This window comes from Spirosoma pomorum (assembly GCF_054776615.1).
In genome coordinates this window covers 1-17,395 of sequence record NZ_BAAHBP010000015.1, presented here as the reverse complement: position 1 = coordinate 17,395, position 17,395 = coordinate 1, and the positions used below count along the sequence as shown (strand labels likewise).

The 17,395-nt window shown below is 49.2% G+C and carries 12 protein-coding genes; 10 read left to right on the top strand and 2 right to left on the bottom strand.

Going from position 1 to position 17,395, the window contains the following annotated elements; translation table 11 throughout:
• Positions 1-333: 333 nt before the first annotated feature.
• Positions 334-1,359, bottom strand: a complete 1,026-nt coding sequence (locus tag ACYVAD_RS09920; protein ID WP_461139329.1) for a metallophosphoesterase — start codon at positions 1,357-1,359, stop codon at positions 334-336.
• A 1,698-nt stretch (positions 1,360-3,057) separates the two neighbouring features.
• Here ACYVAD_RS09920 and ACYVAD_RS09915 point away from each other — a divergent pair.
• The 8 genes from ACYVAD_RS09915 (at position 3,058) to ACYVAD_RS09880 (ending at position 14,406) form a co-directional block, all read left to right on the top strand.
• Entirely contained in the window at positions 3,058-6,360 is a 3,303-nt protein-coding gene (locus tag ACYVAD_RS09915; RefSeq protein WP_461139328.1) for a SusC/RagA family TonB-linked outer membrane protein, read from the top strand.
• A gap of 22 nt (positions 6,361-6,382) precedes the next feature.
• Entirely contained in the window at positions 6,383-7,810 is a 1,428-nt protein-coding gene (locus ACYVAD_RS09910) for a SusD/RagB family nutrient-binding outer membrane lipoprotein (RefSeq protein WP_461139327.1), read from the top strand.
• 101 nt (positions 7,811-7,911) lie between these two features.
• Positions 7,912-9,258 (top strand): MFS transporter, encoded by a 1,347-nt coding sequence (locus ACYVAD_RS09905; RefSeq protein ID WP_461139326.1) that lies wholly within the window; start codon positions 7,912-7,914, stop codon positions 9,256-9,258.
• A gap of 103 nt (positions 9,259-9,361) precedes the next feature.
• Positions 9,362-10,465, top strand: a complete 1,104-nt coding sequence (locus ACYVAD_RS09900) for a glycosyltransferase (RefSeq protein WP_461139325.1) — start codon at positions 9,362-9,364, stop codon at positions 10,463-10,465.
• Between the two features lie 9 nt (positions 10,466-10,474).
• Positions 10,475-11,497: a glycosyltransferase gene (locus ACYVAD_RS09895; RefSeq protein ID WP_461139324.1), complete on the top strand. Its 1,023-nt coding sequence runs from the start codon at positions 10,475-10,477 to the stop codon at positions 11,495-11,497.
• Positions 11,494-12,552 carry a glycosyltransferase gene (locus ACYVAD_RS09890; RefSeq protein WP_461139323.1) on the top strand — a complete coding sequence of 353 codons (1,059 nt, stop codon included), beginning with the start codon at positions 11,494-11,496 and terminating at the stop codon, positions 12,550-12,552. The genes ACYVAD_RS09895 and ACYVAD_RS09890 overlap by 4 nt, the downstream gene beginning before the upstream one ends.
• Positions 12,552-13,580, top strand: coding sequence for a glycosyltransferase (locus ACYVAD_RS09885; protein ID WP_461139322.1), 1,029 nt, complete (start codon positions 12,552-12,554; stop codon positions 13,578-13,580). The genes ACYVAD_RS09890 and ACYVAD_RS09885 overlap by 1 nt, the downstream gene beginning before the upstream one ends.
• Positions 13,573-14,406, top strand: coding sequence for a glycosyltransferase family 2 protein (locus ACYVAD_RS09880; RefSeq protein ID WP_461139321.1), 834 nt, complete (start codon positions 13,573-13,575; stop codon positions 14,404-14,406). The genes ACYVAD_RS09885 and ACYVAD_RS09880 overlap by 8 nt, the downstream gene beginning before the upstream one ends.
• 247 nt (positions 14,407-14,653) lie before the next feature.
• Here the strand turns inward: ACYVAD_RS09880 and ACYVAD_RS09875 are convergent, their stop codons facing one another.
• Positions 14,654-15,016: a winged helix-turn-helix transcriptional regulator gene (locus ACYVAD_RS09875; protein ID WP_461139320.1), complete on the bottom strand. Its 363-nt coding sequence runs from the start codon at positions 15,014-15,016 to the stop codon at positions 14,654-14,656.
• A 96-nt stretch (positions 15,017-15,112) separates the two neighbouring features.
• Here ACYVAD_RS09875 and ACYVAD_RS09870 point away from each other — a divergent pair, with 96 nt between their 5' ends.
• Both ACYVAD_RS09870 and ACYVAD_RS09865 read left to right on the top strand, forming a co-directional pair.
• Positions 15,113-15,646: an NAD(P)H-dependent oxidoreductase gene (locus ACYVAD_RS09870; protein ID WP_461139319.1), complete on the top strand. Its 534-nt coding sequence runs from the start codon at positions 15,113-15,115 to the stop codon at positions 15,644-15,646.
• 56 nt (positions 15,647-15,702) lie between these two features.
• Positions 15,703-16,707 carry a hypothetical protein gene (locus tag ACYVAD_RS09865; protein ID WP_461139318.1) on the top strand — a complete coding sequence of 335 codons (1,005 nt, stop codon included), beginning with the start codon at positions 15,703-15,705 and terminating at the stop codon, positions 16,705-16,707.
• Positions 16,708-17,395 lie beyond the last annotated feature (688 nt).

Sequence of the window (17,395 nt, the reverse complement as noted above, 5' to 3'; positions counted from 1 at the left end):
TGCTGTATGTCTTGGTCGACACAAATATGCTCTGACTCTCAGCCTTTATGGATTTCAAAACACGCTCTTACCCATTCATTAATCTAACATCGCCATAAATCACGTTGATGAAAACAAGAACGTTAGAGAACAGCAGCCTAACTGTATCCGCACTGGAGTTAGACTGCATGGCTTAGGCTATGGTCCGCTGGCTTGACTACGGCCTCTAGGAAAAATCAGGATCATCCAGGTAAAGACCCAGAACTCGGGTCGAGCGGCAATGATGATATAGGCTCTTTAGGAGTAAGCAGGCGAACTACCGACCACGATCGAAAGCGGTGGCCTGGCGAAGCGTCACAAAAAACGCTGCTTTAGCCCAGTGGTGGCGTATCGGTAAAACTTCCCCTCTTCGATAAGCAAGGCTTTCATCACGCCCTGATCAATGTTTTGCTGATGAGGCAAATCGATGGCAATGACGCGCTGATTGCTGAGAAGGCGAATATCTTCCACGGGAGTATGCCCAATAATGATGCGCTGTACCCCGTACTGCTTCGCCACCGACTCGACTTGCCCAAGGCTCATTTCCTCCTGGGCCATCCCCCGGTACCAAGTGGGGCCTAGCATACTGGGGCTATCTACGCCCTGAGCAGCTGGATGCGGCAAGCGCAGGTTCGTGTCCAGGCTGGTGCGGGCCAGTTGATTAATGGTGGCTAAGGGAAGTCGATGCTGAGCGACTTGGGGACTGATTCCTCCGTGAACAAACAGCACATCCCCGATGCGCTCCACGACGTTCTTGGTGCGCAACCATCGACCCAGCACACTCTGGCTGGTATACCATTTCGAATAGGGAAGCCCCAGCGTATCGGCATTGTGGCGGTATTTACGGCGTAGGTATTTGTATTGCCCCGTTAGATTCATCTGATCGTGGTTACCCAGAATGAAATGAACCCGTCCACCCGCCCGTTGGGCCTCGGCTTCTAATTTGTAGAGCAGCCATAAACACTCGGTGACCTGTAGGCCCCGGTCAAAGAGATCGCCCACAAAAACCAGATGTCCTTGACCGTAATGCCACCTGAAGCTTTCGTCCATTACCCCTGCTTGACGAAGCAGGTAGGCTAATCCTTTGAAATTACCCTCGATGTCAGAGACTACCAGCATACGCTGAACGGGTTTGTAGTCACTCGGCTCGCTGGCGGCTACGAGATCATGGAGGGGAAACGAAAAGGATTGTCCGGTTTCGGTAACGTAACAGGTAAATCGCTGCCCCGCCAGCTGATCGATGGTATCGTGGGCCACTTTAAGCCCGGTGTTTTGGAGATAAATCTGGTGGGCAACGACCCCGTCTCGATGGTAGAGAAGGATAGGGCCGTCTGCGGCCACAGTTGAAGAGTCACTGTGGGGGGGCTTCAACGACCAGCCCGGAAAAAAATATAATCTAGGGAGTATACCGACATAAGTTAGGCCAAAGCCGATCAGCAGATAGACTACATAACTGCCGAGGAAAAGTCCGCCTATTTTTTTCAGGGTATAAGTTCGGGGCATCACGTTTATTTTGGTAGGATTGGCCAAAGCTAGACGGGCAGTTGCTCTTTCTAAATTGCAAACCCGATGAACGGTCACTGAGGTCCGTAAGTGGCCTTGGGCGCTCTATACGTAGCGATTCGTGGGTTGTATCAGCCGTCGTTTAGCCACTAGTCAGGTTGATAGCTAGTCTGGGGTAAGGCGTCACTTGGGCGTCATGGGTCAGGACAACTATACCTCTTTCGATTCAAGCAGGCCAGTTTGCCAGGCGATGCACAAGATAAATTGCGCATTAAATAATCAATATCCCCCCGCTTGAGCTGAAGGAGCCTTATGTATCTACTGTCTAAATTAGGCGAATACTGTTACATCGTTTAGCTTGCAGCTCTCTACTTTGGCCATCATATAACAGATTCTACTTCGAGCATGAGGGACTCCGCAAAAATTGTCTGCTGGATACTGACGGTGCTGGTCTCGGTGTTCTATTACATCGATCCCTTACATCGGCGGATTGATAAAATCTGGCTGCTGGTCGTGTATCTGCTAATAGGACCCATTTATTTTTGGAGGAGAGACTTGTTTTATCCCCTATTTAGTCTAACTCTCTTAGGACTGCTAGTGTACTATCTCACAACAGGTTGGATAGCGTAATCCGTCTCAAAACCCTCTCCTCCATGAGACAAATAGAAATTCCGTATTCTTCCTCGAACAGCAGCCAATCGGTTTGTTCCCAGCTCGTTGATCAAGCTTACCAAACCAGAATCTAAGGGTTATTTGAGACGCAGGGCGGCCTTGGACTACTGCGTAATCAATTAGGTTGCAGTCTTTATTACTGGGAACATTATATTCATCCTACCACTCAGCAAAAGTAATGGCGCGTACTTCTGGATCATTCTGAGTTTACGTAACGAGTATTGTACAAATAAAGAGTATGTTTATTTTGTATTATATTTGTTGAGTAAGTTTTCTGACGGACTTGGTTTCAACGTAACAAATGCGAGAACGTAACAAGAGAGTTATTTTTTTGGTGGACGATGACGAAAATGATCGATTTACGGTAAACGGCACAGCGCAGCTAAATTATCCGTGATCATTCTAACGACTTCTGAGCTGGCAGTGGATAAAGCAAAAGCAGCGTTACTATAGGCCAATGATTTTATCAGTAAACCTGTGACCGGTAGCGCCGACAAACAGCGCTGGTTGAACTAGAAAAGAAGCGTAGTTTGCTCAGCAGCCTGTCTGCTTTGTTTACTGCTTTTGTTTTTCATGTCCTCGCTGCCCTGGTTTATACTGATTAATAAATAGTGCACAATGACTTTTGCCCGCATCAACGTTCCAATAATTTCCCCCTCACGGCACCCCCTGATAGCCCTGCCGCATTACTTCTCTTTCGAGGCAAAGCTTCCTTTACCAAATAGCGCTAGAGATTTCCTAAAACATTTAGCTTACACATCCTCTCATTGATACCTAAAGCACCTCTTATAGCTTGGGCGCTGTGTTTATTTCCTTTCGGACAAGCTGCATCCAGCTCTAGTCCTTACATTTTAACCAATTAGCATGAGTAAACTATTACTTCTAAGCGTATGCTTGCTATTACCCTATTCAGCGACGGTATGGGCGCAGAATCGACAAATTCGGGGGACCGTCAATGGTGATGGCAATCCGGGAGGTTTTTCCGGAGCCAACGTTACGATAAAAGGCACTTCAGTCGGGACCACTACCAACGCCACCGGAAACTACACACTAACCCTTCCCCCCGCCGGGGATACGCTGGTTGTTTCGGCAATCGGAATGGAAACCGTCGAAGAGCCTATCGCTGGACGCACGACCATTAACGTCCTGTTACGGCCCGAACTCAGGTTACTCAATGAGGTCATTATCACGGCCATCGGAACACGCACCGAACGGGACAAGTTTGCCTCGTCTATTTCGACCATTAACGGAACGGCTATTGCCCGAACGGGCGAAACCGGCCTGCTGACGGGCCTGAGCGGCAAGGCATCGGGCGTACTGATCACACGCAATGGGGGCGACCCCGGCGCCGGTGCGTATATACAGATCCGTGGGCAGAATACGATCAACGGAAATGCGCAGCCGCTATTCATCGTCGACGGGATTCCGGTTAGTAACGCCACCGACAATTTAGGTACAGCCGCCGGGAATGGGATTGTGCAGCAGTCGCGTATCAACGACATCAACCCCGAAGACATCGAAACGATGGAAGTGCTGAAAGGCGCTTCGGCAGCGGCTCTGTGGGGAACGCGGGCGGCCAACGGAGTGGTCATCATTACGACGAAAAAAGGCAAAGACACGAACGGTAAAATTAACATTACGTTCAAATCGACGGTGTCTGTGGACCGCGTGAACAAGATGCCGCCGTTGCAGCATACCTACGGGCAGGGATCAGGGGGACTGTACGTGCAGGGACAACGAAACAGCTTTGGCGACCTCATTGCCGACCGGACGGGTGGCTCCGATACGTACATCACGGACCCGAAAGCATCCGGCTACCAGGGGTTCGTTACGTTTCCCGACGGCACGCAGCGCTACGCCATCGCATCGGGAACGACCGCCAATCCGCACGGGGGTAAGAATGCGCGGGACACGTACGACCACACCACCGATGCGTTCCAGACGGGTCACTTTACCGACAATAGCCTCAACCTCAGTGGAGGCAACAGCCGGACGAATTTCATGATCAGTTACGCGAACCTGACGCAGAAAGGTGTCATCAAGTCGTACAGCGACTACCAGCGGAACACCGCCCGCGTGAACGTATCGAGTCAGTTTACCGACTGGTTCCGGGCATCGGCCAATGTGGGCTATGCGAAGATTTACTCGTCGCGGGTGCAGGAAGGCGATAACGTCGATGGGATCATGCTGGGTGCCTTACGGACACCGCCCGATTTCGACAACGGCTACTATACCGGTACATACACGAATCCGGCCGGGCAGGTATTCAACAACGCGCACGTATCGTACCGGAATCCGCTGGGCAAGGACTTGAGCACGATCTACGCCAACCCCATCTGGACCATCAACAACAACCGCAACACCAGCGATGTCGATCGCCTGACCGGCAACATCGAACTGGACATCACGCCCGTGTCATGGCTGACGGTGACGGGCCGTACGGGCATCGACAATTTTACGGACAACCGGCTGGAACGCTTCGCCCGCAATTCAGCCCTGCAACTGAACGGGTATCTGTCTAAAAACTGGATCACCGAGAAGCAGTTCAACACCGACGTATTTGCCAACGCCAGCAGAACGTTCAGCAATAATTTCAGCGGATCGCTGCTGCTGGGGGTTAACTACAACAGCCGCCGGCGAGCGACGCTGTCGGATGCAATTACCAACCTGATCGTGCCGACGGCTCCCGATATTCTGACCAACGCACTCAACTCAAACCTGACGGCGGGCAATACCAATTCGCTCATTCGCACCTACGCCTACTACGCGCAGGCTGAACTTCAGGCGTACAACCAGCTGTTTCTGACGCTCACCGGACGGAACGAGAGTGCCTCGACCTTCGGAGCCAAAACCAATTCCAGCTTCTTCTTCCCCTCGGCCGCGCTGGCCTGGCAGTTCACGCAGTTGAAAGGGCTCGAAAACAGCTCATGGCTCAGCTTCGGAAAACTGCGGCTTACCTGGGGGCAGGTCGGTATTCAGCCGCAGCCGTACCTGAATTTCACGACGTTCGGCCCAGCTAACTACGCGGATATGTTCACGAGGGGCCTGACGGGCACCAGTGCGCTCTACAGCGGAGGCTACGTACGCAGCACCACGGCCGGGAACGACTTTTTGCGACCCGAACGGAAAACCGAAGCCGAAATCGGCGTTGATCTTCGGTTTCTCCGGAACCGGATCAGTCTGTCGGCAACCGCCTATAGCAATTACACGCGTGATGTTATCCTGTCGCTGAATGTACCTAGCGAAACCGGCTACACGGTCCGTAACAGCAATGCCGCCGAACTGTCGAACAAAGGGCTGGAGCTGGAAGCGAGCGCCGACTTACTGCGCCGGGGTGACTTTAGCTGGAACGTATCGGCCAACTACTCGATGAACCGCAACAAGGTCGTGTCGCTGGCGGGTGCGACGGTGTACATTCTGCCCGACAGCTATATGCAGAACGCATCGCTGATTCCGGGCCAGCCGTTCGGTATTTTTTACTCGACTGATTTTCGAAAAAACGAATCCGGCAGCTATATTCTCGACGCCAACGGATTCCCACAGGCGGGTATCAGCAACGAGATCATTGGCGATCCAAATCCGAAATGGCGGGGTGGACTGGGTAGTACGTTCGGCTATAAAGGACTGTCGCTATACGTGTTGTTCGACCGGGTAGCCGGCAACGATTTTTTCAACGGTACCCGCGGGTCACTTTACAACTTCGGCGTCCACGCCGATCAGGGGTATACCGTCGTAGCTCCGGCGGGTGGCCTGAAAGATGTCAACGGCACCGTCATTCCGGCGGGAACAGCGTTTCAGGGGCAAATCCGGGATTTCGGAGCGGGTCCGGTCGCGGTCAATCAAGCGTGGTGGCAAGGCCGGGGCTCGGCGTCCAACTCAGCCTCGTACAAGCAGTTTGTCGAAGATGCAAGCGTATCACGGCTCCGTGAAATCACACTTACGTATAGCCTGCGCAGCCCAGCCGGTCCGCCGTCGCGGTTCCGTCGATTTACGCACCTTTCCAACGTCGACTTCAGCTTGACCGGCCGCAACCTGGTGCTCTGGACCAAATACACGGGCACCGATCCGGAGGTGAACATCACGGGGGCGGGACTGTCGCGCGGGCAGGACTGGTTCACCAATCCCAATACGAAATCGCTCCTCTTTTCGGTACGCATCAACTACTAATTACCTCTTCCAACCCCGAATCATGAAAAAATGGTTTTCCTATAAACTAATCCTCGTGTACCTGGCTATCAACGGCCTGAGCAGTTGCCAGCGGCTATTCGAGGAGCCCAACATTCAGAGTAACCCCAACGCGGTGACGGACGTGGACGTCGCTACGTTGCTGGCGGGTACGCTGCTGGGAGTGTCTTTTCTCCACGAGGACACCGACGTTCGCATTGCCTCGATGTGGGCGGGGGAACTGAACGGTCTGTCGCGGGCGCACCAGGGTTTTGCCCAATACATCGTTTCGTCGCAGAGTTTTACGTGGAGCCCGCTGTATCCGGTGGCTAGTCAGGCCCGCTTGATTCAGACAAAAGCGGACGCCGTAGGCGACAAATGGACAAAGGGCGTTGGGCAGGTGCTGGAAGCGCTGGCGATTGCCAAAGCGACCGCTCTCTACGGCGACGTTCCTTACAGCCAGGCCTTCAATGACGTAACGTACCCTACCCCCGTGTTTGACAAACAGGCTGATGTGTACGCGGCTCTCCAGACCACCCTGGACAACGCCATCACGAACCTGTCAGCCTCGACGGGGCTGGCCTTTTCGACGCAGGATTTTATCTACAAAGGGGACGTAGCAAAGTGGAAAGCAGCGGCCAATACATTAAAAGCCCGGCTGTACCTGCATACCGGCGATTACGCCAAAGCCATTGCCAGCGCCAGTCAAGGAATCAGCAGTACGGCGGGTGACGCCCTGATTCCGCACGGCACGAGCCTGGGCATCGACCTGAACCAGAATTATGATTTCTTCCGGGTCAACCGGGCGGGTGATACGGGTTTCGACGGAGCGTACTTACCCAAGTTGCTGCAATCGCGCATTCAGTCGGCCAACACGAAAACCGATGAAACGGCCCTTTATAATCACTACATCAAGGTGGGCATCACGGCCACCGGTAGCCTGGACCCAAATACCGTCGATGGCGCGTTCACGGCCAACGCGCCCCATCCGATCCTGACGTATTACGAAAACCAGCTGATCATCGCCGAATCGCAGGCGCGTCTGGGAGTTACGAACAACGCCCTGGCCGCGCTCAACACGGTCCGGGTGGGGCTGGCAACGGGCTATGTCCACGGCAAAACTCTGTCGGCAACGGGACGAAAGTACGATGCGTATACGCTGGACGATTTCAGCGCGACCGGTCTGGCGAATCCAACCCGGCAGACGACGGTTCAGACGGCCCTGTTATACGAAATTATCAGCCAGCGTTACGTCCTGCTACTGATGCAATACGAAGCGTTCAATGATTACCGTCGGCTGGCCAAAGCGACGCCGGTCGTTCAGCTACCTATTCCGCTGTACACAGGTACGCAGAAGCCGCAGCGGTTCATTTATCCCCAGGGCGAAATCAACACCAATCCAAACGTACCCAACCCCCTCCCCGACCAGTTCACGAGAGTGTCGGTATTTTAGGGAGGGGTTGTATTTTTTGTCATCCCGACGCAGCCGGGCGGCCGGTGCCGAGGGATGACAAAAAACCTCACTAACAAAATGCTACCGCTAACCCGCTTCTTATGACGCTTAGCCATACGCTTCCCGCGCTTTCCAACCGTGCGTTTGTCCGGTATTTTTCGTTTACCGCGTTATACTTTGCCGAAGGCCTCAACATGGGCATGTTGTTTGTCGGTATTCCGGCCTGGATGGCCATGCAAAACAAGACACCAACTGAAATCGGGGCATTTGCGACGGCCTGCGCGCTGCCCTGGACGTTTAAGTTTGTAGTGGCGCCCCTCATGGACCGGTATACCTACCTGCCGATGGGACGAAAGCGGCCCTGGGTTCTTTTTGGTCAGCTGGGGCTAATGGTTAGCCTGATGCTCATGGCGTTCGTCCCTGATCCGTTGTCGAATCTGGAGCTGTTTATGGGAGCCGCGTTCCTGGTTTCGACCTTCGGGGCCATTCAGGACGCGGCTACGGATGGCATGGCGGTCGACGTAATTCCGGGCGATGAGCAGGCGCGGGCAAATGGGTTCATGGGGGGAGCCCGTATGATTGGCAGCTCCCTGTCGCTGGCCGGAGGGAGCTGGTTGCTAGCCAATTACGATTTCAAAGTAGCTACGCTGGCTCTCGCGCTGCTAATTGGTCTGCTAACGGTTGTACCGATTGGTTTGCGGGAAGAGCCCGGTGAAAAAATCTTACCCTGGACGCCGGGAACGCCTTCCGCAGAAACCCAGAAAATGCAGATCACCCGCTGGTCGACCATTCTGAAGGCATTGTGGGATTTGTTTCGGTTGCGGAATTCACTGCTGGTTGCCGCGCTGCTGTTCATCACTCAAGGTTCCTACAATTATTTTGAAACCCTGCTCCCGCTTTTCACCGTCAAAATAGCCGGCTGGACAAACGTCTCCTACTCAAAGGCTTTCGCCACGGCGGATCTGATCGGGGGCATTGGCGGGATGCTACTGGGGGGCTACCTCATCGAACGGTTCGGGAAGAAGCGCATGATTGGCGGTTATTTTCTGCTGATCATTTTCATTACGACCGCCCTGGCTGTACTAAAGTCTTACTGGACCGACAGTACGTTCATTTACGGGTTCATCATTACGTACCGATGGTTGAACGCCTTTGCCAAGATCGGCGTGTATGCCGTCGCGATGGAGTGCTGTTCGAAGCTGGTTTCAGCCAGTCAGTTTACGTTCTACATGACTATTGGAGCGGTCGGTTCGATGGTAGGTGCTACGTTGATTGGCCCGGTCAAAGAGCATTTTAGCTGGGAGACAACGTTTTTTCTGTTCGCGGCCCTGATCGCGTTAGCCTGGGTCTGTATGCTGCTGCTGAACATTCGCAAACTGGACCAGCAGATCAGCGAACTGGAAACAAAAGAACGTTCAGTCTCGCCCGCTTACTCCGAGAGTGTGTAAACCGAATTGGAACCGTAACAAAACGTTGTCAGACACTCACTCAACTCAATCTGTCTACTTTTAACGCGTACTAAATAGGTGAAGCCTACAGCGCTGTTTTATTATGAACATTTTACTTATGACAGGCCCTGGTATATCACTGAAAGAGCCTTATAACAGCGGCATAGAAGCGTTTATCGTTTCACTGGCCAACCAACTTATCGGTGAAGGGCATGTTGTCGATGTTGTTGCGGGCGAAGCAGAATCCGGCACTGAATTCACGCTTGTCAATCCATTTCCTGGATCTACTACCGATAAGCCCAATTTTTTTAAACGATTCAACGAAAAGCGCCAATTCAAAAATTTGGATGTCCAATCGTATGATGTCATCCATTACAACATGTTTTACCCGCACCTGTTAGAGGCAGGGCTGTATTTCAATAAACCTTCGTTCCTAACGCTTCATTCACCGGCTGACAAAAAACGAATAGCGAAGTATAAAAACCTTTCTCAGCGAACGAACGTGACATTCGTAGCAATATCGGAAAGGGTCAAACGTGAATGGGATCAGGCACTTGGCATAGATATACCACTCATACACAATGGTATAGACATGAATCGTTGGCCGACGAGCAACTCCAGGGGCCGTGAGTATCTGCTGTGGTCGGCACGAATCAACGAGGAAAAAAACGTTGAAGCGGCCATTCGCGTAGCAAAACAGATGCAGCTGCCGCTGAAGATCACTGGCCGAATCGCTGATCAACACTATTTTGATGAGCACGTTAAACCGCATCTCAACACTCAGATTCAGTACGTAGGGCACGTGACGCAACGAGAACTGAGCGAATTAGCGAAAAAAGCGTCTGTTTATCTGGCAACGGCAACCTGGCAGGAGCCGTTTGGGTTGGCGGCTTTGGAGATGCTGGCGAGCGGTGTGCCCGTCGTAGGATTTGATACGGCTGTTCCGCCCAGTTGGGCGCATGAAAGTGTATCCACAACGGCGTCGCTCCGTTGGCAAGACTTAATAGGACTGGTTGAAAAGAGTAATGCGATCAGTCCAAGTACATGTGCAGCATTTGCCTCGACCATGACTGTCCAAACGATGACGTCGAGCTACGTGAAGCTGTATAGAGACGTATTGTTACAACAAGGAATTGGCAAAAAAGCCCCATTTGCCGACAACCGTGTCGTACAAACAATCGCTCAGCAACCGCAACCCTTGACGTAGCGTTAGCCTATGAAAATTGCGGTTATAGCCAAAACGAGACTGCCAATCGCGGAGCCCTTTCGGGGAGGCCTAGAAGCGTTTACCCACGCCCTATGTACAGCGTACATCCGTCTCGGTCACGAAATTACGTTGTATGCCCATGCAGATAGTGACCCTGAGCTGAACGTAAAAGGATTTTACGGCGATGCGCATCGGGAAGACAGGCTGTTCGAACTCTATGAGACCGATGAATACCTATCGATACTGGCGGATATTGAACGAAATGATTTCGATGTCGTTCACAACAATTCGACACATGAACTACCCCTACTATGGGGCGTGAGGGTGCCCGTTCCGGTGGTCACGACCATCCATACGCCACCCATCAGCAAATTAAAAGCAGCGATTACGATTTGCTCGGGTGCCGAAAATCTTCATTTCGTTCTGCCGTCAACATCATTCAAAGCGACGTGGCAGCCGTATATGAATAACGGTTCAATCGTTATCCACAACGGTGTCGATTTGGATAAGTGGCCGCTTGTACGCAAAAGTCGGGACTATCTGTTTTGGTTTGGCCGGATCGTCTACGCTAAAGGGCTGGACATCGCACTAGACGCGGCCCACGAGCTGAATATGCCCGTAAAGTTTGCCGGGCCGCTCGATGATACTACGTATTTTGAGGAGCAGATCAGACCTCGCATGACAGAGACCGACACCTACCTTGGTCATCTAAAACAGGCTGAAATTGGGATGCACATGGACGGCGCAGCCGCTATGGTCAGTGCCGTCCGCTGGGAAGAACCCTTTGGCCTCACTACCCTGGAAGCCATGGCGTCGGGCGTACCGATAGCCGGGTTCGACCGTGGTGCTTTCCGAGAACTAGTCGATGGTGAAAGTGGCGTGGTTGCTGAGCAAAAAAACGTAAAATCGCTGACCAAAGCCATCACCGCTGCGATACCGCTGAAAAGCGACAACGTAAGACGCCACGCCGAAACCTTTTCGTTAAGAACAATGGCTGAGCGATATATACAGTATTTTGAGGAACTGCTATGAAGATACTCCTGGTTGCCGGGCCGTTCATCTCGCTGCGTGAGCCCTATAATGGAGGCACGGAAGCATTCATCGTCGAGCTTGCCAACGAACTAGTGCGCCTAGGGCATACCGTCGATGTGATCGCCAAAGACGCCGATGAAAAGAATCTGTTTCAGGTGATTGAATTCCAGGAGAGCCCGCTCAGCATGAAAGATGATTCGTACCGACCAACTCCGGAATTGCTCGGACAGCAACACTATCAGACGCTACAATATGGACTATTCGACGTGAGTAGCTATGATGTCATCCATTACAATTCATTTATACCTGAAATTTATTCAGCTGGTGCACTTCATAAAATTCCAGGCGTACTAACCTTGCATCTGCCGCCAACCGAAAAATTTGTCCTGATGTACACATTTTTCATGAAGCATGCGCCTGTCGTACCGATCGGTATTTCGGCCCGAATGAGCGAACAATGGCGGGCAGCACTCGGTAATGATGTAGACGTAGTTTTAAATGGAATCGTACTCGATAAGTGGCCCTTACACGCAAGGAAGGGGGACGGGTATTTGCTTTGGAGCGGACGAATTGCCAAAGAAAAGAACGTTGAAGCCGCTATCCAGCTAGCCAATTATGTAGAACAACCACTCAGGATTGTTGGCCCTGTTTTTGACAAAGACTATTTCCGTGACTATGTCCAGCCGCAGCTCAACGAACGTATCGAATACATTTCCCATGCTACGCAGCAACAGTTAAGTAAGCTAGCGGCAGGCGCTTCGGCGTATCTGGCAACCGCCAGCTGGGAAGAGCCTTTCGGCCTGAGCACCGTGGAAATGCTGGCAAGCGGTTTACCCGTTGTAGGGTTTACGACTGCTATACCGCCCGAGTTACGCCACGACAACGTATCCATAGCTATTGATTCACAGGACTGGCGGGACCTGATAAAGCCGTTGAATATCGCTCAAAAAGTGAAACCGGAAGCTTGCAGGGACTTTGCAGCTTCGTTCGATATGAAAAAGACTTCCGCGGCTTACGTAAACATCTATAAACGCGTCGCGAAAAAGGTCAGTTGATGACGAAGCCAACAATATTCTATTTTGTCCATGCGCACGGCAATGGCCATCGGGCAACATTTAATCTGTTATATCCAGCACTGTCCGTTTTCTTTAAAGTTATAGCGATAACGACGAACAGCGACATAACGGAATACTTGCATAAAAAGCACGACGTTCAAGTGCTGGAACTCCCGCCAAAGTATCCGGTTGGCTACGAGATACCAGAACATACATTTTCAAAAGCGTTTGAAGTGACGCCGTATGCAACTGAGCCTGCAGGACGGGCAAAAGCGCTGGCTGAAGCGATAGAGCGCTACCAACCAAAAGCTTTCTACTGCGACGGTGTTCCGGAATTAGCCATCATGGTTCGGGGCATGGGCGTGCCGGTTGTTGTAGTCCATCTGCCCGGCAATGTGATGAACGACCCGACACAGGTCTTTGCGCATGAACTAGCCGATTACATTGTCGCTCATTTTCCGGCTTCTCTGGAACAAGCAAACTACCCATTTGCGGCTAAAACCTACTACAGTGGCTATATGTCACAGTATGCGGGCCGTGGATTGGCGCAGCGCAATCGTCCAGATAGCAGTAACGTAACGATCCTATTGGGCTATGATAATTACGACGTATCGGTGCTTAAAAACATCACAAACGATCAAAATACCCAGTTTACGATTATCGGCAATAAGCAAGACTATACTTTAAACAAAAACTGTACACTACTCGGTCCGGTTAAAGACATCAGGGAAGCTATTGCTGGAGACGTAGTGATTTCTGCAGCCGGTCAAAACACGATCGCGGAACTTTTGTCGCTTGGTAAACGCTTGGTCCTGCTCCCGGAACCCAGACCCTATGACGAGCAGGCAGTACACGCAACTGTGTTAGCTACTCAACGTATTGCGCTGTTGGCGGAGGAAACCTTCAGCGCTGAGCAGTGGCAAAACGTACTGCAAAAAGCGAACGTATTTACATCTTCTTACGAAAATCTGGTGAATGCGTCCGCACCGGAAGCGATAGCGCATCAACTAAGAGACTGGTATGCCTGACTTCAGTATTGTAACGATTGTCAAGGGTAGGCGAAAGCAACTAGCCAATCTACTCCATTCTGTAAAAGCATCAACAATTCTTCCTTACGATATACAGGTTATTTGTATGGACGACCTGGCCGGAATTGCACCTCCCGATGATTTGAATGTGAGCATTCATGTAATGAACGAAACGCATGCCCTGCCACTAGCTGCCGCCCGGAATAGGGGAATTGCTGCTACAAAAACGGGCAATGTCATCTTTATCGATGTAGACTGCATCGTATCGCCAACCCTGTTTGCAACGATGCTAACAGGATTACAGGCGGAAAATATAATTGCAGCTTATCCTTTGTATCTGCCGGTACTGCCGGATACAGGAAATTATGGTGATCTGAAGCATCAAGCGGTGTCACACCCTGCCCGAGAGCACATAGCGGTCAGCCAGCCGGTCGATCATTTGCAATTCTGGTCGTTGATATTTGCCATTCAAAAGCAAACGTTTGAAACTATTGGTGGCTTTGACGAATCGTTTACGGGGTATGGGGCAGAAGATACAGATTTTGCTATGATGTTTCATCAGACGGGCGTTAAGCAAATCTTTGTACGCGACTACGTATTACACCAATATCACGACAAGTACGATCCCCCATTAAACCACTTTGATTCAATTATTGAGAACGCTACACGGTACCGGCAGAAATGGAATGTTTTGCCCATGCAGCGCTGGTTGAGCGCATTTGAAAACATGGGCTTGATAAAAATCGACCAGGCAAATAACATCACCGTCATTCAGAAACCTACGGATAGCCAAATAAAAAACAGTGTTTCGTCCAATCCCTATTGATACGTGCCCCTATGGTGATGATTGGTTAGGCAGCCAACGATGCGAGTGCCTCTATATCTTTCAAAGAACGGTCGACGTTTGCCCCGTTAGGTCTAGATAAGTGAACATCTTCACTAATTTATTAAGACAACTTTAAGCATAAGCGGATACTAGTCAATGCATATGCAGAATCTCGTCAAATCGCTCATAATCCGAACGTACAATATTTCGCGAATGTAGCTGGAAGATTCAACCAATAAACTCTGAGTCACTCACCAGTCAATTTCTTATGACGATCACCCCAATCTTCTAACTCTTTGATTACTGGTTTTAAGGCGTATCCGATCGGGGTCAATTCATATTCGACACGTGGTGGAACTTCTGCATAAACGGTCCTGCTGACTATTTTATTCTCTTCGAGCTTACGTAACTGTAAGGTTAACATCCGTTCAGTGATGTTCGGTAGTTTCTTTTTTAGTTCTCCAAACCTGAGCTTACCACTAAGTAACCAAGAGCATATAACTAAAGTCCATTGTCCGCCAATAATATTTGACGCATAAGCTTCTGGACATTCATCACTCAGGGCAAGTTTATTTGTAAAGTTCGTTGACGTCTGCTTAATTCCACTCATTACTTACATTTTATATAGTACCTAACAATTGGCTGGCAATATACGAAAGCTTATAGTACATACTACCTTTGTATTAACTATATCAATAATAATAAAATGAAGACTTTAATAATTGTTGCGCATCCTAATATTAGTGAATCCACAATTAATAAAAAATGGGTTGCTGAACTGCTTAAATTCCCTGAAAAGTATACCGTACACCAGTTGTACGAAGCTTACCCGGACGAAAAAATAGATGTTTCAGCTGAACAGCAGTTAATTGAACAACATGATAAAATTATTTTTCAGTTTCCCTACTATTGGTTTAACTGTCCCCCATTGATAAAAAAATGGCTCGATGAAGTAATGACCCATGGATGGGCATATGGCAGCAGGAGCGGATATCGAATGAAAGGAAAAAAGATAGCATTGGCAATATCTTTAGGGGTCGAAGAAAACGATTTGAGTAGCTCAGGGAAGTACAAGTATACGCTAGACGAACTCACAAGACCTTTTGAGCTGAGTTTTGAATATGTCAAAGCTAATTACCAACCACCATTTGCTTTCTATGGGATGGACTATAACGCTTCTGATAGCCATATTACGCTTGGTGTAGAATTATATATGACCTTCTTATCTAGAATGCAATAGCCCCACGCTAAACCTAGATTACGGAATTTATAATTACAAATTATCAACATTTTAATATGGAATCACAGAGCAAACGGATCTTACTTGTTGGCGGTTACGGAATGGTGGGAAGCAACATAGCCCGTCTGATCAGAAAAGCTGATACTACCACCGAACTTATCCTGGCAGGAAGAAACCCTCAAAATGGGGTCCTGTTAGCAAAGGAATTAAAGAATTCAGAAACAGCCTACATCAATCTCGAGGAAGATTTCGATTTCAGCCGTTTTGGGGAAATTAATCTTATCATATCAGCAATGCATGACCACCGTAATATTTTAAGGGAAACTGCTATTTCTAATGGTATTGCTTGTATTACCGTAAGTGAATTAGCTGAACAAATTTCTCCTACGGTATTTCTAAGCCTGCAAAAAACGATTGTTGCTCCAGTTGTATTTGCTGGCTATTGGCAAGCAGGATTGCTGACCCTTATTGTTAAGCCCCTAGCGGCTAAATTTAGTTATATTACACGTATAGAAACTGCAGGATTGTATGACGAGAAAGATCGTGTAGGGCCGGAAGTTGCAAACGATGTAAGTGGTTTTGTCGGTCAGGCACTGATTCGTCAGGATGGAAAGTGGCTATCTGTACAAGCAAAAGATAGCGCAAGAGTAATTGATTTGTACAATCATTCATCAGCAGTGGGTTATCCATTGAGTACTCTGGATGTTCCCAGCATTGCCGCTTTTACGAGTGCTCCAAATATTCGATTTGATTTTGCTATTGGTGAATCGATAGGTAGTAGTAAAGGTTTGGAAGCCTCCCATGATTTGTACATTACTATTGAAGGCATCTTATTATCTGGCAAGAAAACAAAACTTCGAACCATCGTATCTGGGCCAAGGGGAAATTCTCATCTCACGGCTGTCGGCGTATATTTAATGACAGAAAAAATATTAGGTCTTAATGGACAATCTGAGCAAAAAGAAGGAGACCTATATCTTCCTGAAACTATTCTATCAACGGATAATATTATCAAGCGTTTAACAGAATTCGAAATAGACGTCATTGAAGAGATTGATTAAAATTATAAAAATCAATAACAGCAATACTGAAAGGATGTTAAAACATTGAGAAAATTCAGCCTTATTATGCACCATAAAATTTTTATTTTGAGCTAATTTTCGATGCTACTAGTGATTTTATATTAAATCATGAACGTGATTCTTCCTGTAATTCTCAAGTAGTACATGATCGTCTGAGTCAAAATCTGTATGCTTAGAACATTCATTATAGTAGAAAACCAAAGAAGATACACTCTGTTCCACTATAACTTTATTCTTATAATAGCGTTCATCACTTTTGTTTGTGATGTAGGAAATACGAGCTCGTAGTCAAGAAAATACTGACTAAAATTTGGGAGTTCCTAACGAAATCGGAGGTCAATACTCCAAGTTTACTACTTTTCTCATAAGTAGCATGTAAATATTAACGTAGAGTTTCCAGCATATTAATTATGGAGATTTCTAGTTCTTGTTGGAACTGTTCGATGAACGTATGGAATGAAAAGCAGGGCAATACCACTTTATCAACCTTCTGTTTGTCGAAGCTTTTGCAAACGGTGTAAGCGTAAAATTTTCTCGAGTTTATATCCGCTTCAGGTAGTAATCTATTGTCAATCTGCAGATAAGGATGTGGCTCAAAGAGTGTGTTGGGGAATTAGCTTTGGCAATACGCGTCGATACGCTGTAGCATAATCTGAATGTTGGCTAA